This window comes from Runella sp. R5_40 (genome assembly GCF_057652295.1).
The window spans coordinates 175,721-201,929 of sequence record NZ_JBYFCH010000005.1; the positions used below are offsets into that span (position 1 = coordinate 175,721).

General features: G+C 44.8%; 22 protein-coding genes. 3 read left to right on the forward strand and 19 right to left on the reverse strand.

What is annotated here, in order from left to right:
* Window positions 1–45: 45 nt before the first annotated feature.
* The 9 genes from AC23N5_RS11955 to hisD form a co-directional block, all read right to left on the reverse strand.
* A complete protein-coding gene (locus AC23N5_RS11955; protein WP_487755758.1) occupies window positions 46–855 on the reverse strand; it encodes a sugar phosphate isomerase/epimerase family protein in 810 nt (269 codons plus the stop codon).
* Window positions 856–962: 107 nt separating this feature from the next.
* On the reverse strand, window positions 963–1,259 hold the full coding sequence (locus AC23N5_RS11960) for a Dabb family protein (protein ID WP_487755759.1): 297 nt from the start codon (window positions 1,257–1,259) through the stop codon (window positions 963–965).
* 145 nt (window positions 1,260–1,404) lie between these two features.
* Window positions 1,405–2,616 (reverse strand): MFS transporter, encoded by a 1,212-nt coding sequence (locus AC23N5_RS11965; RefSeq protein ID WP_487755760.1) that lies wholly within the window; start codon window positions 2,614–2,616, stop codon window positions 1,405–1,407.
* Window positions 2,617–2,724: 108 nt separating this feature from the next.
* Window positions 2,725–3,864, reverse strand: a complete 1,140-nt coding sequence (locus tag AC23N5_RS11970) for an esterase (protein WP_487755761.1) — start codon at window positions 3,862–3,864, stop codon at window positions 2,725–2,727.
* 126 nt (window positions 3,865–3,990) lie between these two features.
* Window positions 3,991–4,947 carry a fumarylacetoacetate hydrolase family protein gene (locus AC23N5_RS11975; protein WP_487755762.1) on the reverse strand — a complete coding sequence of 319 codons (957 nt, stop codon included), beginning with the start codon at window positions 4,945–4,947 and terminating at the stop codon, window positions 3,991–3,993.
* Between the two features lie 105 nt (window positions 4,948–5,052).
* Window positions 5,053–6,198 (reverse strand): FAD-dependent monooxygenase, encoded by a 1,146-nt coding sequence (locus AC23N5_RS11980; RefSeq protein WP_487755763.1) that lies wholly within the window; start codon window positions 6,196–6,198, stop codon window positions 5,053–5,055.
* Between the two features lie 89 nt (window positions 6,199–6,287).
* Window positions 6,288–7,046 (reverse strand): cyclase family protein, encoded by a 759-nt coding sequence (locus AC23N5_RS11985; protein WP_487755764.1) that lies wholly within the window; start codon window positions 7,044–7,046, stop codon window positions 6,288–6,290.
* Between the two features lie 11 nt (window positions 7,047–7,057).
* Window positions 7,058–7,882: an SDR family NAD(P)-dependent oxidoreductase gene (locus AC23N5_RS11990; RefSeq protein ID WP_487755765.1), complete on the reverse strand. Its 825-nt coding sequence runs from the start codon at window positions 7,880–7,882 to the stop codon at window positions 7,058–7,060.
* A 49-nt stretch (window positions 7,883–7,931) separates the two neighbouring features.
* Window positions 7,932–9,215: a histidinol dehydrogenase gene (gene hisD, locus AC23N5_RS11995; protein ID WP_487755766.1), complete on the reverse strand. Its 1,284-nt coding sequence runs from the start codon at window positions 9,213–9,215 to the stop codon at window positions 7,932–7,934.
* A 53-nt stretch (window positions 9,216–9,268) separates the two neighbouring features.
* Between hisD and AC23N5_RS12000 the strand changes: the two genes are divergently transcribed.
* On the forward strand, window positions 9,269–9,511 hold the full coding sequence (locus AC23N5_RS12000; protein WP_487755767.1) for a hypothetical protein: 243 nt from the start codon (window positions 9,269–9,271) through the stop codon (window positions 9,509–9,511).
* Window positions 9,508–9,924 carry an HNH endonuclease gene (locus tag AC23N5_RS12005; protein ID WP_487755768.1) on the forward strand — a complete coding sequence of 139 codons (417 nt, stop codon included), beginning with the start codon at window positions 9,508–9,510 and terminating at the stop codon, window positions 9,922–9,924. The genes AC23N5_RS12000 and AC23N5_RS12005 overlap by 4 nt, the downstream gene beginning before the upstream one ends.
* 14 nt (window positions 9,925–9,938) lie before the next feature.
* On the opposite strand, the gene AC23N5_RS12010 is transcribed toward AC23N5_RS12005, so the two are convergent.
* The 7 genes from AC23N5_RS12010 to AC23N5_RS12040 form a co-directional block, all read right to left on the reverse strand.
* Entirely contained in the window at window positions 9,939–11,024 is a 1,086-nt protein-coding gene (locus AC23N5_RS12010) for an alpha/beta hydrolase family protein (protein WP_487755769.1), read from the reverse strand.
* Window positions 11,025–11,137: 113 nt separating this feature from the next.
* The gene (locus AC23N5_RS12015) at window positions 11,138–12,127 is read right to left on the reverse strand and encodes a VOC family protein (protein ID WP_487755770.1); all 990 of its coding nucleotides are present in this window, start codon (window positions 12,125–12,127) and stop codon (window positions 11,138–11,140) included.
* A gap of 466 nt (window positions 12,128–12,593) precedes the next feature.
* The gene (locus AC23N5_RS12020) at window positions 12,594–14,156 is read right to left on the reverse strand and encodes a GDSL-type esterase/lipase family protein (protein ID WP_487755771.1); all 1,563 of its coding nucleotides are present in this window, start codon (window positions 14,154–14,156) and stop codon (window positions 12,594–12,596) included.
* 117 nt (window positions 14,157–14,273) lie between these two features.
* On the reverse strand, window positions 14,274–15,182 hold the full coding sequence (locus AC23N5_RS12025) for a helix-turn-helix domain-containing protein (protein ID WP_183976117.1): 909 nt from the start codon (window positions 15,180–15,182) through the stop codon (window positions 14,274–14,276).
* Window positions 15,183–15,296: 114 nt separating this feature from the next.
* Window positions 15,297–16,484 (reverse strand): mannonate dehydratase, encoded by a 1,188-nt coding sequence (gene uxuA / locus AC23N5_RS12030; RefSeq protein ID WP_487755772.1) that lies wholly within the window; start codon window positions 16,482–16,484, stop codon window positions 15,297–15,299.
* A gap of 17 nt (window positions 16,485–16,501) precedes the next feature.
* The gene (locus AC23N5_RS12035) at window positions 16,502–18,505 is read right to left on the reverse strand and encodes a glycoside hydrolase family 3 protein (RefSeq protein WP_487755773.1); all 2,004 of its coding nucleotides are present in this window, start codon (window positions 18,503–18,505) and stop codon (window positions 16,502–16,504) included.
* 105 nt (window positions 18,506–18,610) lie between these two features.
* The gene (locus tag AC23N5_RS12040) at window positions 18,611–19,966 is read right to left on the reverse strand and encodes a 3-keto-disaccharide hydrolase (protein WP_487755774.1); all 1,356 of its coding nucleotides are present in this window, start codon (window positions 19,964–19,966) and stop codon (window positions 18,611–18,613) included.
* 278 nt (window positions 19,967–20,244) lie between these two features.
* On the opposite strand from AC23N5_RS12040, the gene AC23N5_RS12045 reads away from it, so the two are divergent.
* Window positions 20,245–21,264 (forward strand): LacI family DNA-binding transcriptional regulator, encoded by a 1,020-nt coding sequence (locus tag AC23N5_RS12045; RefSeq protein WP_487755775.1) that lies wholly within the window; start codon window positions 20,245–20,247, stop codon window positions 21,262–21,264.
* Window positions 21,265–21,270: 6 nt separating this feature from the next.
* Here AC23N5_RS12045 and AC23N5_RS12050 read toward each other — a convergent pair whose 3' ends face one another.
* Genes AC23N5_RS12050 through AC23N5_RS12060 form a run of 3 tightly spaced genes read right to left on the reverse strand, consistent with a single transcriptional unit; the run spans window position 21,271 to window position 26,147 of the window.
* Window positions 21,271–23,694 (reverse strand): TonB-dependent receptor domain-containing protein, encoded by a 2,424-nt coding sequence (locus tag AC23N5_RS12050; RefSeq protein ID WP_487755776.1) that lies wholly within the window; start codon window positions 23,692–23,694, stop codon window positions 21,271–21,273.
* Window positions 23,672–25,021: an HTTM domain-containing protein gene (locus AC23N5_RS12055; protein WP_487755777.1), complete on the reverse strand. Its 1,350-nt coding sequence runs from the start codon at window positions 25,019–25,021 to the stop codon at window positions 23,672–23,674. Before AC23N5_RS12055 ends, AC23N5_RS12050 begins: the two co-directional genes overlap by 23 nt.
* Window positions 25,011–26,147: an imelysin family protein gene (locus AC23N5_RS12060; protein WP_183976103.1), complete on the reverse strand. Its 1,137-nt coding sequence runs from the start codon at window positions 26,145–26,147 to the stop codon at window positions 25,011–25,013. Before AC23N5_RS12060 ends, AC23N5_RS12055 begins: the two co-directional genes overlap by 11 nt.
* Window positions 26,148–26,209: the final 62 nt, after the last annotated feature.

The following is a 26,209-nucleotide window of genomic DNA, read 5'->3' on the forward strand; positions in this document are numbered from 1 at the left end:
CAATTAGAGTTGTTGGTAAAAAAGGGCGCACACTAGCTACCTACCTCAGCGGGGGATGGCTAGCGTTTTATAATAAAAATTGACCGTCTGCTTCACCGAGGAAAGGTTCGACGGCTTCTCTTTGGTATCGCGTTCAATCATGATATATCCCTTGTAGTTTTGGCTCTTCAATTCGTCAAAAACCGCTGGAAAGTCGATTACTCCCGTTCCTACAGGCACATCTTGGAGTTTGTTATTGTTATATTCCGCGATGTCTTTTAGGTGAATGCCAATGATTTTACCTTGCAGTTTTTTCAAGGCTAGAATTGGATTTATTCCTGATTTTGGATAATGCCCCAAATCGGGACAAGCCGCGAAGTTGGGATGTCCTTCCAACGCTGCTAATAGCGAGTCGGGATGCCAATAGATACTGTTTCCTTTCCAGTGGTTGTGCAAAGCCACTTTTACCCCATAAGCACCCGCCAAACTATCCACGCTGTTCCACAAATTTCGGGGTGGTTCGGCCGTCACGTATTTGACACCAAAGGCTTTGGCTATGTCAAAATCTCGTTTCCAATCGGCTACTGTTTTACCTCCAATGATGTAAATCGACTCCATTTTAAGCCCTTTATCAGCTACCTGCTTTTTCAAATGCTGAAGCCCCGACGGTGAAAGCCGAAATAACGCCGAGTCTTGGAGTTCTTTTCCTGCTTTGGCAAACACAAACCCTTCCACATACTTCAAGGAAGCACTGTCGGCGTAGGCCAGTTGGTCGGGAAATGATGCAGTACTAAAGGTATAAAGCGCCACCCCTAGTTTCCAATCGACCGAGGTTGCTTTACTTTGAGCGTATGATACGATTGAGAAACAATACATCAGAAGTATTGTCAATTTTATAATGTTACTCTTTGGACATTGAAACATACCTTTCATATCACTGTGTATTAGTTGATTATCGCCATGTTTATCTCAAGGAGGCACACTTAGTAGCTTATTTTTTGATAATCTATTTCCAAGAAATCGTCCACAGATGTTAGCCAAAAATTCTGGATAAAAGCCTCGTGTTCTGGATGATTTGTATAAAAATCATAGTGTTCTTGAGTCGCAAACTCCATTGAAATCCCGTACTCAAATTTGTTTTTAGGGCTTATCTGTTTCAACACCTCAAACTTTTGAACATTTGGAAGCGTAGCGAGAGAATCAACTGCTTTGAAAAAAGCGCGTTGCTCGTCAGCACCTAATGAGGGTTTTAATTTCAGAATGACGGAATGTCGAAGCATAATTGTAGGCAAGTACTAAGATATTTTGAATACGAGAAGCATTTTTGCTACTATAAGTACAAAAAAATATTTCTTTTATACAGAAATCATCCTGTACTTACCTGATATTGTCTTAATTTTAGACAATAATAAACTTGCGTTATTTCTATTTCAGTTTCGTTGCAAAAGCAAGTCCTGCTAATGCCAAACTTGCCGCAATCCACAAGAACGCAGAGGGGTCAACAGCGTCAGAAAGTAAACCCGCCAAAGCAGGAACGAGCACGCCCCCCACAATTTCGGCAATGCCAGTTATCAACCCGATGGCTTTGGCTTTGAGATGTTCGGGGACTGCTTCAGAAGGCACCACAGCCGCGACCAAAGGAATGAGCCCCATCATAAAATAGGTAAGAAACATAACGGGCAAATGCGCCCCCGAACCAGCTAAGAAATAGACGGCAAAAGGGTAACAAGCCCCTACCCCACAGAAAAATAGAATCACTTTTTTTCGCCCTATTTTATCCGAAAGGCCAGGGACAAGAATGGAAGAAAACAACCCTGAAACCCCTAATAACCCCATCGTTTTCCCCATTTCGTCGGCACTCATGCCTTGGGCATTGACGAAATAATTGGAAATAAAGGGTAGCGTAGCAAACCACCAACCAAACACACAACAGGCCACAGGAATGCCCCATTTAACGTTATTGTATTGTAGTAACTCGGAAAGATTGAGCGTGGACGTTTCTTTGATGTGTGTACTTTCTGCGGTTGATTTTTTGACATATACCCATGCAATTAGTCCCAAAAGTAACCCTGGCGCCCCTGCAATGTAAAAGGCATTGCGCCAACCCACGTTTTCGGCAATTTGCACTAAAACCACGGGCGCTAAAATAGACCCAAACAGTGCCGAACCCATTCCTTGTAAAATTCCAGCATTCACACCAAGGCGGTGCGGTGAAGACTCGCGCTCAACAAAATTTTGCGCCAATGGAATAACAGGCCCTTCGGCTAACCCCATGAGTAGCCGAGCCAAAAGCAAGGTTACGAACGAAGTGGCCAAGCCTGAGCCAAAGGAGCAAATCGAAAATACAAAAACGGCAATGACAAAAACGGCTTTCTTTTTGTTGTTCGTTTCGGCCCAAGCGGTAGAGCAAAAACTCGAAAAAGCCCATGCCAACGACAATGCCCCTGCCAAAAGGCCGATTTGGGTGTTGTTGAGTTGAAGGTCTTTGGCCACATAGGGCATTAAAAAATTAAGCGCGAGGCGGTCAAAGAAAAGACAACCGAAGGTCAGCGCCATCACTAAGACGATGCCGTTTTCGTAGGTAAATAATCCTTTTTTGGACGTCTTGGAAATACCTTGTTCAGTTGGAGTGTTCATCGAGAATAGGTTTTAGGGTGATTTCGGGTATAAAAAAACCTCATAGGAACGGGAGCCTATGAGGTAGGACGGCCAAGTTCATCGTAGTGATTTGTTTAGCCTTATTTATCATTTAAACAACAGCGGTGCGAAGTCTTTTAGATTTTGACGCCAAGCCAAAAAAGTATGCGCTCCCCCGCCGTTTTCATAGGTATATTTGATGCCAAACTCGTCGAACATCTTCATCATATTTAGGTTATTTTGGTACGCGATGTCGGCTTCACCTCCCATATAAATCTTAAAGTTTTTGAAAGAATTAATGGATTTGTTACGCATCACCTCGCCGTATTTTTCTTTGATTTCCGCAATGGCATTGGGAAAATAGCCCGTACTCATCGGAAAAACTTGCGAAAACAAATCGGGATGCCAAAGGGCTAAATTAATGGCCTGAATGCCTCCCATCGAAAGCCCTGCAATGGCACGGTGTTCGCGTTTGTTGGAAACTGGATACGTTTTTTCCACAAAAGGAATCACGTCTTGAACCATGTCACGGCAGAAAGGGTCTTGCTGCGCACCTGCCCCCATAAAAAAGCCTTGGATGTGCGTGTGTCCTGCGGGCATCACCACAATCATTGGTTTGAGTTTTCCTTGGGCGTAGAGGTTGTCCAAAATCAAATTGGCCCGCCCTATCGTCGTCCAAGAAGCATCATTGTCCCCACCGCCGTGAAATAAATACAACACGGGCAGTTTTTCTTTCTTGCTAATTTCGTCGTAGTTGGGGGGTAAATACACGTGCAAACGGCGCGAAGCTCCCTCTAAAGCCGTTGATTTGTACAGCACTTTTTCAATTTTTCCGTGCGGTACGTCTTTGAGCGTTTGGAAATCATTTTCAGGCCCCTTTACTTCAAAAAGGTTTGACACACCGCTGTTCGATTCTTTGTACTGGGCATTTTTTGGGTCAAATACCTTTAATCCGTCCACGTTAAAATCGTACGTATAGACATTAGGGGATACGCGCGTTGCCGTCGTAAACGACCACACTCCTACTTCGTCTTTTTGCAGTTTAGCGGCAGGAAAACCGTTTGGAAAATCGCCAGAAACCGTTACTTCCGAAGCTTTGGGGGCATAAATACTGAGTTTCACTTTACCATCGGCCAGTTGCCTCACCGATTGTAAGGTATCATTGGGGGTTGGCGTTCGCTGCGGAAATTGAGCAAAAACAGCAGTGGTAACTGCAAGAGTAAAAAAGGTAAACGTTATTTTTTTCATTGCTTTTTATAAGAGTTAAACTTTGGCATTATTTCAATATATAATTACACAAAGCTAATTTAACATGAGCAAGAAAAATGGGCAAAAAAAGAGGAAGTTTATGCAAAATCAATCAGTTGTGCGCGATTAGGCCACTACTTTATTTCTCAAAATACCAATACCTTCAATTTCCAGTTCTACGACATCGCCAGGTTCGAGGGAGCGATGAACCGTAAAATTGTTTTCAATCAAACTTCCCCAACCGAGTGTACCAGAACCAAGAATATCGCCTGGCATGAGGGTTACGTTGTTTTCGGAAGCGCGCTCAATCATTTGCTCGAAATTATAGTACGATGTTTTGTAATTTCCTTCACACACCGTCTGACCGTTGATACGAGACGTCATGTTCAAGTTCAGTCTATCACCTGCCACTTTTGGTACGCTGATGGGTTCTTGAAAAACCGTGGGGTCAAACGGAACGCGGTATTGCTCCATTTCATCGGCTGTGACGATGCAAGGGCCAATCGCATTGGCGAAATCTTTGCCTTTGTGCGGCCCCAACGGAATCTCCATCTCTACTTTTTGGATTGCTCTCGCCGTCCAATCGTTGAAAATCGTATAACCAAAAATATACGGACGAGCATCAGCCGCTTTGATGTCTTTTCCTTTCTTGCCAATGATACAGGCCATTTCTAACTCAATATCGAGCTTCGTCTCCTTGGTTGGACGTTTGATTTCGGCCTCAGGGCCATAAATGGCTTGGTGATTGGTAAAATAAAAAATTGGCATATCGTACCAAGCAGGGCCAATTTTATGCCCAAACGAGCGAGAAGCGTTTTGCATGTGCATCTCAAACCCAATATAATCCCGAAAACTTCGTGGATTGGGTAGCGGTGCTAAAAGTTGCACATCAGCCAACGAATAATGCGGTGCTACATCGCCTAACGATTGAATAATTTCGAAATAAATTTCGTGGTTATCTATAAAAGTGAGCATATCCGTCGGTAATTGAGAACTCGCCAACTGCATATCTACTACCTTTTCTCCCACAAGCCAGCCAATGCGTGATTCTTGGCTTTTATTTAAAAATGTGATTAGTTTCATTTGGGTTGTTGGTTTATTGGTAAACTGGTTATTGCTTGCTTACAGTACCAATGGCATTTAAAACTTCTCTTTAAAACTGATTTACTAATAGTAAGTAACCATTAACTAAATTTCCTGAGTCAACGCCATGCCTGTTTTTCCCATAAGCATTCCCATGTTTGCCCCTTCAGGTAGTGGTTGGTCATTGTATTCGAGCAATTCCCAAGCCCCCAAGGTTTCCGAAACATCCACCACCATTTTGCAGCGATTATAGCGGCGGGTCATGTATCGTTCAAAGACTTCTTCAACTGAACCTTCCTTTTGCAATTCTTCAATCAAAACCACGGCATCTTCGATGGCTAACGCCGCTCCAGACCCCAATTGCGGAATCGTCGTATGCGCGGCATCTCCCAACACTACGACTCGGTTTTTGTACCAAGGCGCTGGCATTTTGAGGGTTTCAAGCGTGCGATAATTGACCAATGTAGGGTCTGTTACTTGAGGGATAAGCTCTTGCACCATCGGAATCGGATAAGCCGACATGTAGCTTTTCAACTTCTCAACCAATTGGTCTTCAGGGATAATTGGATTGTCTCCCTCCGCCGAATTAAGGAAAATATAACACAACTCAGCCGTCATTGGAATGACTCCCAGCTTGTGTTTTTTATTAAAGAAAATATACCCCGTATCCAAACTCGCAGGACGCTTAAAGGCATAGCGCCACACCGACAAACCTACGTAAGTAGATTTGAACTCGCCAAAAATGAGCTTGCGTACTTTTGAGTTGACTCCGTCGGCGGCGATGACAACATCGTAGGTAGCAGAAGTACCATCCGTAAACGTTACCTTAGCAGCATCAGGCTGATTATCAATGGACTCAACAGTCACTCCCATGCCGTATTTCAAGCCTACTTTTTGAGCTTCTTCAAAAAGCACATCGTGTAAGATTCGGCGAGAGATACCATTATGGCTTGGAAAACGACCAATCGGTGGCGTTCCTGCTTCGCCAATCTGAACGCCAAACGGCGAGTTGCCGTGAGGCAAACAAAGTTTTACTTTTCCATAAGGTGAGCCTCTCCGCATGGCCTCGTCGGCTACTCCAATGGCGTCTAACGCACGAAGGGCGTTGGCCTGCTGAATAATGCCCACACCATAAACGTTAAATTCTTTATGGATTTCGACAACGTCTATTTCAAAACCTGCTTTTTTAAGACCGATCGCCACTGACTGTCCTCCGATGCCAGCTCCGACTACCAATATTTTTTTTACCACGGTATTTTAATTTACGGTTTAGGATTGATTCGATTGACGATTGATTACGCTTGAAAAACCTACAAATGAATTTTACTCATCGTTTTTCACTAATCTTCCAAAATCGCTACCGCCCTCGTCCAGCCAGCGCTTGCTTTTTCGATTTTGGCAGGGAAACAAGCCACTTTGAAACCAAAAGGAGGTAATTGATCAAGATTTGCCAGTTTTTCGATTTGGCAGTATTCTTTTTCGATACCTACATAGTGCGCTTGCCAGATAATGCCTGGACGAGGATTCTCCCTGAAATCTGCTGCTTGAATATGCAATGGAATATCCCAACCCCAACCGTCGGTACCCATTACTTTAATGCCTTGGTCAATAAGCCAGTGCGTGGCTTTTGCCGATGCTCCCACGTGAATTTTCACAAAATCATCGTCATGAATACGCTTATCCGCATCACAACGAATCAAGACAATATCTAATGGTTTCAGTTTATAGCCGATAGCCTCTAATTTCTCTTGTAAATCCTCTGGCTCAAACATATAGCCGTCGGGTTTATCGGTAAAATCAAGGACAACGCCATCTTGAAAAAACCATTCTAACGGCATTTCATCAATCGTGCGGGCTGGTTTTCCCTCAGAAGTCGGAAAATAATGGTAAGGTGCATCGACGTGCGTACCACAATGACTCGTTACGGTCAAAAATTCACCCGCAGGGCCGTTACCGTCGATAAACACATCGGTCAAGCCTTCAAAGAGTTTGCCACCCATTTTTTTTGCCCCTTCTTTGTGGTCTTCATAGACGATTTTGGTTGGGAGCGGCTCTTTTATCTTTTCTGAAATAGTTACTGAAAGGTCTATTATTTTCATTTTGTAAGAATTTATTTCAATAATCGACCGCCATCAACGGTCAGAATCGTACCCGTGGTAAATGCAAGTGAGGTCGCCAAGGCAAACACAGCCTGCGCTATGTCGTTCCCCGTTGCAAAACGCCCCAATGGCGTGTTATCTCGCTGGTTTTGCAGGAATTGTTGGTCAAAATTTTTGGTGTATTCCCCTTCCACAAATCCTGGCGACACCGATACTACCCTGATTTTGGGTGCCAACACGCGCGCCAACGAACGCGTCATGGAATCAATTGCCGCTTTGGAGGCACAATACGCCACATTGCTACCGATGCCGTAAATACCAGCAATGGAGGAGATGTTGACTATTAACGATGAGTGCTCAGCGATGAGTGATGAGTTTTCTAATAGTTCTTTCATCGCTCTGCACATGGCAAACGAACCTCGGAAATTTGTCTGCATGATTTTATCAATCCATTCGTCGGTCAAGCCTTCCAAATCATCGTGCGGTACGGGGGTTGTAATGCCTGCATTATTAACCAAGACATCTAATTTTCCATACTTTTCGGCCACAAATGCCTTCAACTCCTCTACTTTTTGAGCATCGGTGGTTGGGGCGTGGAAAATTGAGTGATGAGTGATGAACGATGAGTGTTGAGTTTTAGACTCAGAAATTACATTCAACTCAGCTAGTAGCCTCTCAGCTTTGGCAGAATTGCTATTGTACGTGGCAATGACTGAGTAGCCATTTTCAGCAAACTTTTTACAAATGGCCGAGCCGATTTCCCCTGCACCGCCTGTGACGAGAACAACTTTGAGAGATGAGCGATGAGAGTTTAGTGATGAGTTTTCTTTGTCCATACTATTTACTTTTAAACCTCGTAAACTTTTATTTATCACTTCGCTCTCATCACTTATCGCTCGTATATTTTCTCACCCGTAAGTCCGCTTGTTCTTTGTGGCCCCAGAAGTTTTCGATGGCGCAAAGTCGGGAGCAATATTCTCCAATCAATGCGCTGGCTTCTGGAGTACGAACCTCTTGGTAGGTACAAGTTTTGAGGAACTTGCCTACCCAGAGTCCGCCTGTGTAACGAGCTGCTTCTTTGGTAGGTAATGTATGATTGGTGCCAATGACTTTATCGCCATACGCAACGTTAGTTTTATCGCCTAAAAACAACCCGCCGTAGTTGGTCATTTTGTCCAAGAAATACCGTGGATTTTCAGTCATTACTTGTACGTGTTCACTAGCAATGCGGTCGGCTTCGGCCACCAGTTCATCCACGGTGTCGCACAAAATGACTTGTCCGTAATCTCGCCACGAAACACTCGCAATATCGGCCGTCGGTAAAACGGCCAATTGGCGTTGAATTTCGGCTTCGATGCTTTCGGCGATGGTTTTGCTCGTGGTTAACAATACCGCAGGCGACGTAGGCCCATGCTCTGCCTGTCCGAGCAAATCGGTGGCGCAGGTTTCGACATCCGTGGTATCATCGGCAATCACCAAGGTTTCGGTAGGACCCGCAAAAAGGTCAATTCCTACTTTTCCAAACAATTGCCGTTTGGCCTCGGCCACGTAGGCGTTTCCTGGGCCTACGAGCATATCAACGGGCTTTACGGTTTCCGTCCCCAACGCCATCATAGCAATGGCCTGAACGCCCCCTAGGAGGTAAATTTCATCAGCACCTGCCATGTACATCGCTGCAACAGTAGCGGCGGGGATTTCACCTTTGATGGGTGGCGTACACGCAATCACGCGCTTCACCCCCGCAACTTTGGCCGTAAGTACGCTCATGTGCGCTGAGGCTACCATCGGGTAGCGCCCACCTGGCACGTAACAACCTACTGAATTGACGGGAATATTTTTGTGTCCCAAAATCACCCCAGGAAGGGTTTCGACCTCCACATCACGCATAGATTCACGCTGGATTTGGGCGAAATTTCGGATTTGGGTTTGTGCAAACGTAATGTCTTGAATCACTTGTTCGGGCAACGACGCGACAATTTCCTCAATCGTTTCGTCCGAAAGTCGGAAACTTTCGGGCGACCAATGATCAAGCTTTGTCGAATACTCACGTACGGCCTTGTCACCATTTTGCGCCACATTTTCGAGCATTTCCTCTACCAAAGCACGCACTTTACGATCTGCTTCTTTACTTTCGGCGTACGTAATTCCTTTTTTTATTTGTTGTATCATAACCTTTATTTTTATGATATACTTTGTTATCTTTACTAAAAACCTGATTGCACATGACTGCATCTATTTCAGCACAAGACCAACTTGCAACCCTTATTGCAGATGCTATGCCTGCACAGATTCTCCATTTTAAATTTTCGCCCACCATCCAAAAGAGAATCGAGCAGTTGATTGAAAAGAAAAAGAATACGTCTCTTTCTCAAGAAGAGGCCGAAGAATTGGAGAAATACCTCACATACGACCTCCTTATCGGTTTAGCAAAAGCTCGTGCCTATAAACATTTACAGCAATCGTGACTACCAGAATTTCTGAAAGACTACGTAAAGAAGTATCACTTCGTGCTGGTTTTAAGTGTGAATACTGTCTCATACCAGAGTTCTTTCTCGCTACCACTTTTCACATTGATCATATTCGTAGTCAAAAACATGGTGGAAAAACAACTATTGACAATCTCGCTTTCACTTGCCCTCACTGCAACCAAAACAAGGGCAGTGATGTAGCTACCTTTATTGTTGACAGTGAACAGCTTATCCGTTTTTTCAATCCTCGAACCGACGCTTGGCATGAACATTTCCAACTGATTAATGGCGAAATCGTAGGCGTTACCGAAATTGGCAAAGCAACTGTTATCATTTTGCATTTCAATCAAACAGAACGAGTTATTCTTCGAGCTAACCTTATTGAAATCGGAATGTACCTTGCTCCATGACGTACTACACTCGATTATTCTTTTATCTTCTTCTCAATCCAATCGTACATATTAAAAGTCTTGGTAAAATCGTCCACGGAGCAGTGAGCAGAGCCACTTTCTTCTTTCGGCACGATTTCCATCACGTGTTCGCAAGTCAAGGCGTCGTTTACTTTGTAGGCATTTTCCACAAAATTCTGGCGGTCGTCTTCGCCGTGGAGAATGTAAGTTGGGCATTGAATTTTTTCGGCAACACCTTCTAAGGTAAAGTATTTAAGACGCTCGCGGGCTTCGGTCATGTTGTCGGCTCCTACGATATGTTGTACGATTTCGGCCAATGGGTGATTGTCTGGACGGTTTTTCCAGATGTCGTAGTACGACCAAACCGCGCCAAAAATCATACACACTTTAAAACGAGGCTCAAAAGCCGCACAGCGTGCCGTCATGTAGCCCCCCATCGAAACAGCCCCAACCCCTACCCGAGCGGTATCGACATGCTCGCCGAGATTTTCAATAATATAGTCCAATACTGCCGTCCCAGCCACATTATAGTCATAGCGGGTATGAATGTGATTCAAGCGCAAAGCCGCTCCTTGTCCAGGGCCATCGACGGCCATCATGGCTATTCCGCGTTCATTAAGGTGTTGGGCAATTCCGAAGTAAAGCTCTTCGGCCAAACTGTCCAACCCACCAAACATGACCACTACTGGCGGATTTGCGACGCCAACTGGTTTAAAAAGGTAGGCAGGAAGTGTTGAGCCTTCAAACGGAATATCAACCGTTATTGGTCGTTCATCGAACAAATCAATGGCTTTGATAAAGGCATCGCGGCATTTGAGGTAATAAGGAATTTTACGTTCGTCGTGTAGAGTCATAAAAAACTCAGCCGTACGTAAGTAATTGAACGCCCGCAAGTAGGTACGTCGCGCCGACACGCGCTGATTGGCCTGTGCATAAGCTTCTGCTTTGTCATAGACTTTATCGCCCATTTTCACCCAAGCACGGTTAAAACTCTCGCGGTCGAGTGGGTCGATTTCACTTGCTACTTCCAAAATTTCGGCAAACTCTCCACCCCCGTAATGGGCCTGAGTTAATGCACGATTGACTTGATATGAGGGCATATACTGCCCAGGAAAATAATGCCACATTTTGAGTGATGAGTTATGAGAGATGGGTTATAAGAGATGAGGGCTAAGAAACACTTATCTCTTAACTCTCATCACTTATCACTACATTAAATATCAACTGGTTTAACTTGTCCATCGGTGAGGCCGAGTTTTTTCCCTTTGGCCATTTCGGCAAATGGATTCACGCTTCCCCACGCGTCGTTCGGGTTATCTTTTAGGTAGTGAACATCCTGATGGTCAGGCGCAAACACCAAACGCGCGCAAGCATAGTATTCAAATAAAACCCCGCTGCCTGGGTCTTGGATGTAAATAAAGAAGCCTTCGTCAGCCTTGTGACGCGTGGGTGCTCCCATCACACTCTTGAAGCCTTTTTCGATGAAATAATCCAATGCCAGAAGTACCTCTTCACGGCTATCGACGTTCCAACAAATGTGGTTCAAAACGGCCTCATTTTCACCGATATTAGGGTCAGTAAAGACGGCAATGTCATGCGAGAGGTTTCCAATGGTCCACAATCCACCGACAGGTGGTATTTCATCTGCGATTCGTATTTCGTCGGGGTTTTTGAGTCCAAATGTTTGCCAAAATGCCTTTTCAGCGGCATACTTACCTTTGGCTACCATGTAGGTTACGTGGTCAAAGCGGCGAGGGTTCGCTCCTTTCATTCGATTGCTTGCATAACGGTCGGCATAGACACTGCCGCGCTCGCCCGTTTCACGAAGCCACACTACGTCCCAAAATACCTCGTGGGTATGCCCATCGGGCGACTGAAAACGATACGCTTTCCCGTGGCCTAAATCCCCATCTACCCAGCCTCTGCCCGCACCTAAGCGTTCCAAATGCGCTACACATTCTTCCAGCGCTTCGGCGCTATCGGCCCGCCATCCAATGTGCCCCAAACCCGATTGCTCACTTTGGGTTAATTTTAACGTATGATGAAAATAATCACCCCAAGCACGGAGGTACACTGAATTTTCGTCACGCCCTGTCTCGTCCATGCCAACAACATCTCGGAAGAAATAGACCGACTTTTCAAGGTCTGTTGTTAGCACCTCTATGTGGGCCATTTGCGAAAGGAAATGCGGATTCTTTGCCACTAACGTATGTTTTTAAAGTTGAATATCGCTTTATATAGTCCTATTTTTCAATGCAAAGTTTCAATATTTTACGCAGCAGTTGTTAATCTAAAAGACGCAACTATTCTACAAAATCAATCCATTTTCAAATCTAGTCTTCTAATATTCCTGATTTTATATCAATTTTTATGCCTTTACACAAAAAAAGGAGGTTTTGAGAAACCTCCTACACGTTAGGTACAAATGTTACGCCTCTACCGAGGGCTACAAACGTTGCGCCTCTACCGAGAGCTACAAACGTTATGCCTCTACCGAGGCTTATTTAAGGAGGTTTTAAGAAACCTCCTGCACGTTAACTACAAACGTTATGCCTCTGCCGAGGCTTATTTAAGGAGGTTTTGAGAAACCTCCTGCACGTTAACTACAAACGTTATGCCTCTACCGAGGCTTATTTAAGGAGGTTTTGAGAAACCTCCTGCACATTAATTTATTTCAGCGCTTTGGCAATTGCTGCTTCGGCCAGTGGTGCCATTATTTGGTATCCTTTCAGGGTTGGGTGAACGCCGTCTTCGGCAATGTCAGGAGCCATGCCATTGCGGCTGTCCTTCATGGCACTGTGGTAATCGAGGTAAACAACTCCTTGCGACTGAGCGTACTGCTTGAGGCGTTCGTTGAAGCGAATAATTTTATTGGGAACGTCACTGATATCCTTCCGCCACGGAAATTCAAACGCAGGATGTACCGACGCCAACACAACTTTGATGCCGTTGGCTTTGGCAATTTCGACCATCGACGCAATGTTTCCTAACGTAAAATCGGGGTTATACGGCCCTGTGTTTTCGGCAATATCATTGATACCAATGTTGATTACCACCACTTTAGGCTTCAAGTCCACCACATCAGGGCGAAAACGCAGCAGCGCTTGGGGAGAAGTTTGTCCGCTGATACCACGACCGATGTAGTTGCCTTTGGCAAAAAAATCGGGTTGTTTGCTCACCCAACCTTGTGTAATGGAGTTTCCCAAAAATACGACGCGATTTTCTCCCTCTTTGGGAGGGGACAACTTTTTGTTGGCCTCACTGTAGCGACTGAAATTAGCCCAATCGTTGCGTTCAAAATTCGCAATCTGCTCTTCCGAATAGTTCAATTCCAAGGCAGATAGGCGTAGTTTTTTCAATAAACCCTGCAATTTCATCCATTCCCCAAAACGCTCGTACCACGTATCGGTCGGTATTTTTTGTTTATTCATGCCAAAACCGTGTCCTCCTTTTTGATACATGTGTAATTCTGCGATTTTTTTTGCGCCAATCCAAGCGTCGTACAATGCCGTTGCGTGCGGAGCAAAGCCCAATTGGTCGTCGGAAGCGGCACAAATCCACGCGGGCGGCGCGTCGGCCGGGACTTTAAGCGGACCAAAAATATCGGTTTTAGGGTAAATCGGAGCAATAAAATCGGGGCGATTGGCAGCCGTGTAACTCAGTCCCACCCCTAAAGTCAAGGCTCCTCCTGCTGAAAATCCCATGATTCCGATTTGGTTGGGCAAAATATCAAGCTCTTTGGCATGACTCCGAACGTACTCGATGGCTTTTTTACCATCCGCCACGGCCATCTCAACCACGGGAGCATTGATTTCATCCAGTTTCTTAAAATCCTGCATTTTAGGCATCAACTCCGCCACAGGGTTATCGGTCAGGCTACGCACCAAACGGTATTTCAACACAAACGCAGCAATTCCTTTGGAATTTAGCCACTTTGCTACATCAATACCTTCATTATCAATGGATAAAATATGAAACGCTCCGCCAGGTGCTACAATGACGGCCGTTCCCGTGGCTAATTCGGGCTTGGGTAAATAGACCGTTAAGGTCGGTTTCACGACGTTATAAACCACACGAGTTTTGAAACCATTGTTTGAATACTCTTGCTCCGACCACGTCCAGTTTTCAGAACCTGGGGCTTTGCCCTCGTACAACGGAATGACTTGTTGTGCTTGGCTTTCGAGGCTTACTCCCAAAAATAAAGCGGCAACAATTAAGAACGCTTTTTTCATTTTGTATCAATTTTGGTTAAGAGCTGGTTGGTAAACACATAGGCCAATAAACAATGCGAATCTATGTTTTTCTATGTGTAAAACTACTATGTTCTATGTGGTAAAAACGAATCCACATCAATCCATTTTGCGGTATTCGCTGGGGGTAAAGCTTGTTTTCTGCTTAAAAAAACGTCCAAAGTCACTTAGTTCGCTTTTGCCTATACGAAGCGCCACGTCAGCAATGGGCAACGTTGTTTGTTTTAGAAGCACTTTGGCTTCCAACAAAAGCATATCGTCCAACAGCTCATGCGCCGATTTACCCGTCGTTGCCTTGACACATTTATTAAGGTGATTGGGCGTAACGGCTAGAATTTCGGCAAAATCTGTGATTTTTTGCTTTTGGTAAATAAATTGCTCCAGTGCATTTTTATAACGCTCGGTTATTTGCGATGCGGCGTTGATTCTTACCTTTTTATCCGCCACGACAAAGGGCTTAATTTCGGTCATCAATGCCAACAAATACAATTGTGCAAGTCGAAAATCAGGTTTTTCGGGCTTTTGGTACTCTTTTTCGAGGCGTTGAAGCAAAAATAGGATGGTTTCTCTCGTTGTTTCATCAACAGACACCAACGGATTTCCAATAAATTGAAGAAAAGGAAAATCCTGCAAAATTTCTTTGTGGTGGATATTTTTGGTCAATAAATCAAGATCGAAGTGACAGTAGAACCCTCGCGCGTCGGCACTCATCGACTTGTGACTGGTGATTTGGTAAGCGGGTAAAAAGAAAAAAGTATTGGCCGAAAACGAGAAGCTATCTAATCCTTTGCTACGCACACTTTGCCCTTCCGTCAAAAACACAAAATCATACACCACTTTTCGATGCGGCGGCAAAGGAAAGCGCATCATGTCTTTGTAATCTTCGAGACGATTGATGTGAAAATAGTGATGCGTTGGCGCAAACAACGACTGCCACGCCAAATGCTCCTCAAAATGGAGCTGCCCCATTTCAAAGGGGTTTAGAATAGGAACTGCATCGGTTTTCAAAGAGGTGCAAGGTTTTATGGAACGCGGATTTAACGGATGAGACGGATTTGCACTGATTTAAAATCCGTGGTTATCTGTTTAATTCATTAAACCCGTGTTCCATTTTTCAACAACTTATAAACTTCTTTCAATCCCCAATTCCAACCCACGAAGCTCCGCCAACCCACGAAGGCGACCGATGGCCGTATAGCCTGGGTTTGTTTTTTTATTGGGGTTCAAATCATCCAACATTCGGTGCCCGTGATCGGGACGGAAAGGCAAACGGTAATCGGGACGGTTTTCGGCAATCCGACGTCGTTGTTCGGTCACCAACGCCTTCATTACGCCGTACATGTCCACGTCGCCCGTTAGGTGATCTGCCTCATAAAAATTACCTTCCGCATCGCGCGTGGTAGCCCGTAAATGCACAAAATTGATGCGATTCCCCATGCGTTCGACCATTCCTACCAAATCGTTGTCAGCCCGCACGCCGTAACTTCCCGTACAAAAACAAAGACCATTGTGCTTGCTTTCGTAGGCTTTCAACAATTGCTGAGCATCGGCTTCGGTACTTACCACCCGAGGAAGACCCAAAATCGGATACGGGGGATCGTCGGGGTGAATGGCCAACAATACGCCTGCGTCCTCAGCTACGGGAGTAATTTCTTTCAAAAAGTTGTATAAATTGGTGCGAAGTGCCGTATCGTCCACGTTGTCGTATGACTTCAACACTTCGGCAAACTCCTCTACCGTAAAACTTTCTTCACTTCCTGGCAAACCCGCAATGATGTTTCGGATTAGTTTTTGAACCGAGGCGTCCGAAGCATGGTCAATCCAGCTTTTTGCTTTCTGTAATTGGGCTTCCGAATAGCTTTTCTCGGCATTGGGGCGTTTCAAAATATAGGTTTCAAACGCACAAAATTCCGTCATATCAAACCGCAAAGCTGTTGAGCCGTCGGGTAAACGAAAATCCAAATCGGTACGCGTCCAATCCAACACAGGCATGAAATTATAACAAACAGTGTCTATGCCGCAAGCTGCCAAATTGGACAAGCTTTCTTTGTAGTTTTCGATGTATTGTTTGTAGTTCCCCGTCGCTTTTTTGATGTCTTCGTGAACGGGTACACTTTCTACCACTGACCACGTCAGCCCTACTGCTTCAATTTCAGCCTTTCTTTTTTCGATTTCAGCGATGGTCCACACTTGGCCATTCGGAATGTGGTGCAATGCGTTTACCACGCCTGTTGCTCCCGCCTGACGAACGTCCCAGAGACTTACAGGGTCTTTAGGGCCGTACCAGCGCCATGTTTGTTCTAATGCCATAAAAAAATTAGTACGATTTATTTCTTATAATTTAAGCCAGCTCCAAAGTTAAACAAAGCGTAGCCTGCGTTTTCCTTACTGCCAGGAACGTCAGATTTGTTCTCTGCTACGGCTTTTTCTGAGACAGGAATCGCAAACGGCATCTTACCCGTTGGGTTAAATTTCCCCGTAATTACATCCATCACCGCCTCGGGCGTAGTGCCAAAAGTAGCTAAAAGTGTTTTAGTATTTCCCTCAATTTCTTCAATTACCCAAGGATTCGTAAAATTTACGACCACAATTGTAGGTTTGGCTTTACACAACTCATTGAGGCGCACCACGTCAATTCGGTTTTTTGATAAGCTCAATTCAATCGCTTTTCCATTCGAGCTGAAAAGTCCTCCAGTTGTCGGATACAGCCATTCCACCACGACATCGGCTTCCTCTTTCGTTGACACAAACTCCACGTTTGGATACGAAGCAGTGGGCTTAATCACTTTGATGGGAGATTCTGCATTGCGCCCGCCCGCATCACGAATGACTTCGAGTAATACTTTTGTTTTTTGGGTCAACGGCAACAACTTCTCGTCATTGCGAAGCAAAACAACTGATTTGCGGTGGGCGAGGTCGGCTTTTTGTTGAAATTCAGTATTTCCTACCAATTTTTGGGCTTTTTCAACATCCACATAAGGATTTTCAAACAATCCTAATTCAAATTTTTCTTTCAATAAACGAGCGACGGACGCATCGATTCGGCTTTCAGTCACCAGTCCTTTTTTCACCGTTTCGAGCAAAAGAGTAGGGTCGGCTGTTCCCGAAAAAATATCAACACCCGCGTTCAATGCTTTTTGGTAACGTTGCTCAAGGGTCAACGACTCCACTCCCCACGGCATCATGTCGATTGGCCCCGTGTCGGAGTTAATAATACCTTTGAAACCCAATTTTTTGCGCAATAAATCGTCAATGATGGCCTTGTTGTACGAAAATCCAACTTCCTCAAACTCTTTGCCTTGGGGAGCCGAGTAATAGGGCATCATCGACGAGGTACCTGCCTCAATCGCCGCTTTGAACGGTTTTACATGGTAATCAAACATCCCGCCTGGATAGTGGGCAAATTTCCCCCAATCAAAGTGAGAATCTTGTCCTCCCACTTGCGGGCCTCCCCCTGGAAAATGCTTGGTTGTCATCGCCACCGAATGATTCCCCAATTTTGTTCCCTGAAACCCAAGTACAATCTCCCGAATCATGTTGGCCGACAAATCGGCGTCTTCTCCAAACGTTCCTTCGGTGCGGTTCCAGCGGGGTTCGGTAGCCAAATCAGCCATGTACATGTAGCCTTTGCGTAACCCTACGGCTGCCCACTCTTGCGCGGCTATCTGGGCAAACTCACGCGTCAATTTGAAATCGCGCATGGCGGCCATTCCGAGTTCGCCAGGCCATTTTGAAAAAGGCGTTGCTCCTACGCTCAAGCCCACGGAAGCGTCAAAGGTTATGTGGTTTCGGGGGTTGGAGGCCACTATCGCAGGGATACCCAAACGCGTATTTTCGCACAACGCTTGCAGGTTATTTGACCACTCAGCAAGGTTTTTTACACTGGTATTGGCCCGTAAAATAAAATGCCGCAAATGCCGCTCGTTCACGCCTTTTGTAGTACCAGACGCCGAAAGCATAGGCACAGCCAACGGTTTGCGGGTAAACATGTTGGTGCCCTGTACCAAATCTTCTTCGTTGAAACTACCCGTGATTTCACGGCGTTCGTTGCCCGCATTTCCTTGAAAAGTCATCTCGCCTGCCATCCGCGTCGTGCTGATGAGCATAAAACCCACTTTTTCTTCCAAGGTCATTTGCGACAAAACATCTTTTGCCCGTTCTTCGGCAGACAAACGCCAGTCTTCGTATTTGTCGAGCTTACCGTTTTTGTTTAAGTCTTTAAACTCTAAACCGTTCACTTTTAACACTTTGACCGAACGGTGACTTAACTGAGGTTGTTTTTGGGCGTTGGCTACGCCTACGATTGATAAGAATAACAGTAATTTTTTCATCGGGAAGGTTTGGTTAGTTATGGTTTACCACATAGTTCACATTAGTATTTACACATAGGTTTTCTGATGTGCTTCTTACCTAGTGTGTCCTATGTGGTAAAAGTATTACTTCAATTCGCGGATTTTCAAATTACGGAACGACACATTGTCGCCGTGGTCTTGAAGAAGGATATGGCCTTTATCACCTGCGCCAAACTCCTTATATTTTGAGTATTTTGAACGAGCAACAAGTGCATCATAAATATTGCTTTTACGCTCATATTCTAGCACTTTAAAACCATTGAGCCAGTGCTGAACGATGTTATTTGGATACACCACAATGCGGCCTTGGTTCCACTCACCAATTTTCTTTTGGAAGCGTTTGTCCAATTTATACGATGGAATCAAATCGTACAAACTCGCCAACGTACGGTTTCCAGCAGCGCCCATTTTGGCATCGGGGTGTTTTTCATCGTCCAACACTTGGAATTCCAACCCAATACCCGACTTACCTCCCGAATCAAAGGCTTCGTTCACAAAATACTTCACACCTGAGTTAGCTCCTTCTGAAAGTTTAAACTCAAACTTCATTTCAAACGCGCCGTATTGGTCAGTCGTCACGATGTCATTGCCCGTTTCAGACCCATCCGAAGGACTTACGTTCATTGTGCCATCCACCACATTCCAGTGCTTACCCGACATTTTATCGCTGTGTACGGCTCTCCAACCTGTAAAGTCCTTGCCGTTGAACAACAATTTAAAACCTTGTGCTTTTTCCTGCTCCGACAAGCTGTTTATCATCCAGTTCTCCACGGGACAATTATCAACGGGGCTCGCTTTGAGGTTTTCTGTCTGAATTTTAATGTTTTTCCAACGAATCTGCGTTCCTTCTTTTTGGTCTTTGCCGATGGCATGTACCTGAAGCGCAATAAAGCCCTGAGGTGTCATGTCATCAATCAAATGCGCCGTTGGAATACCATTTATCCACGTCCGAATCACGTTTCCGATGGCCTCAATGCGGTAATGGTTCCACTGGTCGCGGCGGAATGCTTTTTTACCTTCGGGGTTAAAGTTCAAGTTGTACAACCAGCCACGGCGTGCTTCGTCGTACACCCCACCCGACCAAGCACGGTCTGACGGGTCGATTTCGATTTGGTAACCATGTACGCGGCCATTTTGGTAATCGGGCTTTGACAAACTACGAATTTGAATGCCCGAATTCATCGAATTATCGACCTTTAAGTCTAATTCTAAGATAAAATCGCCGTATTCTTTTTCGGTAGCCATGAAAGAGTTGGGCGTATTGGCAACGGTTGTTCCCACAATTTCCCCATTTTCAATGGTATATTTTGCTTGGCCATTGAGTTGCTTCCATCCTTTAAATGATTTTCCATCAAATAGAGGGGTCCATTTTTCTTTTTGGGCAAAGGCAGTACTCGATACCCAAAGTAAAGTGAAAAGAATAGCTAGTTGCTTTTTCATTCGTACAATTTTTAGTAAATAAAATGGTATTATGTTTAGATTTTGTATCGCTTAAATAAGAGCGACAGGGCATTTTTCTTCCATGATGTTAGAATTTAATGCCCGCTTATGAAAGAAGTAAGATTCATTTATTTACGCAAACGTTTTCGGGAACGGTTGCACCACCCAGCTTTCTTTGATTTAAAATTGGAAAATAAGCGCCTACTGTTATATTTATGTTTCTTATTTAAAGACCATACTTTGAGAATTAAATAGGACTTTTTTAGGTTTGCACTCCCATGAGAAAAGTCACGATAAAAGACATTGCCAAACAGCTGAACCTCTCGACCTCGACCGTATCGAGGGCGCTACGAGATAGTCACGAAATTGGTATCGAAACCAAACGCAAGGTTCTTGAACTTGCCGAACAGCTAGACTATACCCCCGACCCCGTTGCCCTAAGCTTATTAAACAGCCACAGTAACGACATCGGGGTGATTGTTCCTGACATTTCTAATCCATTTTTTGCGATTGTGATTGCGGGAATCGAAGACGTCGCTTTTGCCGAAGGATACCACGTCGTGATTTACCAAAGCCACGACGACTACGAACGCGAAGTGTTAAACGTCAAGCACATTTACAATCGAAGAAAAGACGGCTTTTTAGTGGCCGTCGCGACCAATACCACCGACTTCTCGCACTTCAAAAACCTGCACGACAAAGGCTTTCCGATTGTTTTTTTTGACCGCATTTACGAAGAAATAGACACCCATAAAGTGGCCGTCGATGACTATGAAGGTGCTTACAATGCCACTAAACACCTGATTGACCAAGGTTGTCAGCGGATTGTTCACATCTCAGGGCCGCCGCATTTGTTGATCAGCAAAAGGCGACTTCAAGGGTACAAAACCGCCTTGCTCGACCACGGGTTGCCGTATCACGAAGAATATGTCTGGTCCACCCATTTTGACTCACAGCAGTCGATTGAAGTGGCGCGGCAACTACTCAAAAGTGCCATTCATCCCGATGGTATCTTTGCCGCCAGCGACAACATTGCCATTGGGTGCCACGCGGCCATTACCGAAGCGGGTCTGACCATGCCCAAGGACATTGCCTTGATTGGGTTCTCTGATTTGCCCATGGCTGCCATGCTCAACCCGCCGTTGAGCTCGGTCGCACAACCTGCTTTTGAAATGGGTCGTTCGGCCGCAGAACTGCTCATTAAACTCATCAAAAAACCCAACGAGAACACCCAATCAATCACCAAAGTTTTACATACTACTGTGGTGATTCGGGCGTCTTCGCTGCGAAAAACGTAGGTGTTTTTATATTTTCACTTGGACAGTAACATACACACTGCGCCCGTCGGAAGGAAGAATCCCTGGGCCTGGATACCCCGTGGCGCGACGGGTATAATAGGCGCGATTGGCTAAGTTATTTACCGTTGTTTCGATTCGGAAACGGCGAAATTCGTAGGAAGCACTTACATCCAAAATGGTATAAGCAGGGATTATTCCAACGACCGCCGACACACCACCGTCGCGGGCATTGGTTGCTTCCGTAAACTGCTCCGACAAATAGGTATATTGAAACGATGCTTTCCAATGATTATAGCCTATCCGAAGCCCACTTTTGAGGTTAATTTTTGGGACAAATTCCACCTGTTTCCCTTTGACTCCAGCAATCTCACTTGCCTTATAATTGGAGCGAATTACGGCAACATTGGCAAATAGTACCCCACTCGCTTTCGACAAATCAGGCGAAAACGCCCGCCAAACATCCACTTCGCCGTACGATTCTAACCCATAAATAATGGCTTGTCCAATGTTGCTACGGCGGCGTAACACCCGTTGGTTTTCATCATAAAATTGTACTTCACCGATGCGGTTATTGTAATTCAAATAAAACCCACTTACGTCATAATTATACAGCGTCGTTTGTGTGCTTCGAATGCCCAAATCCATCGAATAACCACGCTCGTCTTTCATGTTGGGGTCAATCACCGACGAAGGGTTGGTGATGCGCATGTCGCTAAACGTAATAGAACGATAATTCTGCGAAACATTGGCATACACATCTAGTGTTGACGTAGGTTTAAAGCTGACACCTATCCCCCCTATCACAAACTGACGCCCGTTGGTGCGGCGTTCGTTGATGCGGGTTGAACTGATGATATTCCCTGCCAAATCGCGTAAAATCGTCCCATAAAACCCATCCGCCGTTGTGTAAATGTATTCATAACGAAGCCCAGGTGTAATTGAAAGTTTGTCATTGAGATACAATATATTTTCTACAAATGCCGACACGTTTCGATTGGGAAAACGGTAGTCCGAAGCCACCGACTGCGGGTCATCTACAAAGGTAAAATCAGCGTCTTTCCCTTTACTTCCTAGCCCTTGAATGCTATGGTTAAAACCGTGGTAATAACGCGTTCCGACGAGTAAAACACCTTGTTTTTTACCCAAAAAATACCGTTTCAAAAAGCGCGCTTCGGCTCCCCAGTTTGTAAAATCGCCTTTGATTAAATCACGCTCGCTGTTGTCGTCGATACTTGCGACGCGATTGGGTCGGAAGCCCAACGAATAGCGATAGGCCGATAAGCCAAACAAACGAAGGTTAAACTCGTGATTTACGTTAAATTTATGGTCAAAATGCACCGCGAGCATGTTCCAATTTACCTTAAACCAGTTGCGTTCTCGGTTACTTTGACGCGGATTATCCCGAAACATTTGGTCGGTGAGCCCGCCAGGCTGTTGGGCTAAGTAGGACGTATGCGTTACGTCCACTCCAAGCGTTGTTTTTTCGGACAGTCGATAGTCCACATCGGCATAAAATGTCCCATTTGTAAAATGCGAGTTGGGACGCCAACCATTGCCTTGCTTGTATTGTCCAAAGGTATAATAACTCAGTTTTCCGACAGTTCCGCTTGCACTGACAAAGCCATTATAAAACCCAAATGAACCAATAGATTGTCGCGCTACCAGCTCAAGCTTGCGGTTCAGTACAGGTTTTTTCATGACAAAATTGAGTAATCCCCCAAACTGCGTACCGTACTGAAGCGAGGCAGCTCCCCGCACGATTTGAATTTTTCCAACGGCCTCGATGGGAGGTGTATAATAACTTTCGGGGTAGCCTAACGCATCTGCGCTGATGTCGTGACCATTTTGCCGTACGTTAAAATTTGAACTTCGGTTGGGGTCAAGACCACGGCCACCAATGCTGAGTTGCAACCCTGCGCCTTCATTTTCCCAGATATTCAGCCCTGCAACGCGGGCATACACCTGACGGGCGTTGTTGGTTGCGAGATTGGCAACTAACTGTTCTGGGATGATTACTTCCGATTTTTTCCCTTCATAAATTCCCATGCTTTCGACGGCACGCATCCGTGTAAAACCAAAGTCGGCTTGTTTCTCCGTAACGACCACTTCATTCAACGTTTCGTTACGCCCCACCAACCAGATAGCCACAAAATGAGTATCGTCCGAAAGCGTCGTCGAGATTTTGGCAGACTTAAAATCTGCACAATTGGTATAGAGCTCGTAGGTACCTTTTGCCAATTTTCCAAACGAAAAACGCCCTTCTTCGTCCGTAGTAGCAGTTCGATTACCCACATTCAACGAAACGATACAGCCCTTCACAAAACTACTATCTTGTTTGGCTAAAAGTTGTCCAGTAAGCTGATATTGGCCCAAAGCCGAAAAAATGACGCTAAATGTCATTAAAAAACTAAAAACCCGTAATTGTATCATCAAAGGAAGTAATCCATTTTTTAGGTTTGAAAGACTCTTCTTCTTGCGCCAAATTGGTCGTAGGTTCGACCAGTGGCTTCCCCATCCGCCCGTTGAGAGTTACGTAAGAATCAACGTAAACTTGGGGGTTATTATAACCACGCTGGTGGTAAAAATCGCGTAAAATATGGGCGTACTGCAACAGCATATCAGGCTGAGTTGACATCATTTTTTCTTGTAATGGCGTCAAAAATTGCTGATTATTAACTACTTCTCGACGCCCTTGCTTATCAAGCACTGTAAATTGGGCGTAGCCTGCTTTTTCCATCAGCATCACTCTCCACGAAAACCGATAACCTTCTTCTGTCCAAAACAATTCTCCTGGATACAACCAATACCGAAACGGCATAAGTAATTGCCAACAAAAAAAGGCTCCAAATCCCAAAAACAAGATTCGTTGCCTAGTTGGTGCATAAGCATAGATTCGATTGGGATGTAAAAAAGTCGATGGAAGTTGCAACCATTTTCCTAAGTGAGAGATGATTTTTTGGTGGAATTCTCCCGAAAAAAAGACCAAGGCCGTTACCATCATCACGTAAGGAAACATCCCAATGGGAAACAAAATAGCCGTTAAACCATGAAACACAACCACGACTCCGTAGGCCCAAAGTCGCGTTTTTGCATTCCATAATAAAAAAGGAATGAGCAAATCATAAAGGCAGCCAAACCAGCTAAATACGAAGGGAATCCACGAATAATTGAACAAAAAACCAATAATTGGCAGGTCATTTTTTGCTGGTAGCCAAATTTTTAAGGGTTGTGCTAACAACAACCAATCGCTGTTTACTTTGGCCAAGCCTGCAAAAAAATAGAGAAGCCCCACAAAAAGCCGAAGCGAACTAAGACACCAAGCGGGGATAGCATCAGAAAGCAGGTTTTTGTTCCGATACGCATCTACTGAGAAATACGCCTGAGCTGGCAAAAAAATCAACATCAAACACACCAAACTTACAAAATAATAGTGGTTGAGGTAGGTACTTTTATCCATTAGCTCAATGTACGTAAAGCTTAAAAACAAACCAATCGAAGCTATCCGATAAAACATACCTAAAGCCAACATCAAGGCACAACAAGCACAACTAACAAACAGAATATAGGTATATTCGCCCCACGGCTTTATAAATTCAAGGCCATAAAATGGAAAAAAATACTTGGGGTCAATGTACAATGATTGAATCCAACCTTGGTACCAAAACCGAATCACACTCAAAAAAATCATAGCCCCAAAGACAATCCTAAAAACGGCCAAAGGGGCTGCTGAAGTTGTTTTTACTTCCCTAATCACCATCGTTATCCGTATAGGTAATCACGATACTCATGGCCGAAGTCATGTCCACTTTTAGCATACGTACCGCTTTTTGCATTTCGGTATAAACTTGCACCATGGCAGCATTGTTTGTTTTTACTTCCTCATAAAAATTAGGTTTGAGCCCATTTATTTTCTGATTGGCAATGTCAAACTGTGCGTTGATCATTTCAGAAAGGGTTTTGCCAGTAGCACTGTCCTTTGCTCCAAGCGCATCGAGGTACGTTTTAAACCCTGCGCCATTTGTCCCCGTTTTTACACTTTTTCCATTAAAAAAATCAACAGCAGCTTGGTGAGCAGTCTGGGCAAGTATCTTGGAAATATCTTTTTTGTAAAAACCTTCTACTTTATCGGAGGCGACCACGCCATTGAGCATTGCTCCCGACGGAATACCGAATTTTCCCGAACGGATATAGCGCTCATAATGAAGCACATACCCATTGACCAACTCACCCATCGGCGAGCCAATGTCAAGTCCAGTTTTGGTCGTGAACTCTGTTCGGTACGAACCATTCCAATCGGCTATCACCTTCGTAATCAACGCATTCATGTGGTCAGTAATTCGCTTTATGTAAGCCAATCGCTTGGGGCCTTCCACCGATGCAGTATAATAGGCGACGATTTGTGTATCGGTTGCCCCAACGCCATTAATCAAATAATCCAACGCTGGGAAGCCCTGTTTGTCGTACGAAGTAGCCACTTCCAAATTGACCGATGGGTCGGATATGTAGTCATTGATACCCGTCACATTTGTTGGATAAATATTATAGTAATTCCGAATTCCCGTTTTGTTGGCAGGCCCCACGTCAAACAGTTCTACTTTTTGCCATTCAGTATAAGCATCCACCCACGCTTGACGAAATTCGCTCAAGGTAGTCGCATCAGGCTTGGCCGAAAATGCCTGCGATTTTGAAATCATCGTCTCCAATTTCGGCTTAAAATTGGCATAAGCTGGTAAAATAATTTCGTCCGCTAGATGAGTCAAAACGGCTTTACGGTCTTTAGAATCGTCATCTGGCGCTGGCTCGGTCGTTGAGCTCTCTCCACATGCCCACAAAAAACCACTCAATAGCGCTACAACTGCAATAGTTCGTTTGAAAGTATTCATTTTAAACATAGCTTTTTAAACAGAAAAGAGAGGGCAAAAGGCTGAAAACCAATTACCCTCTT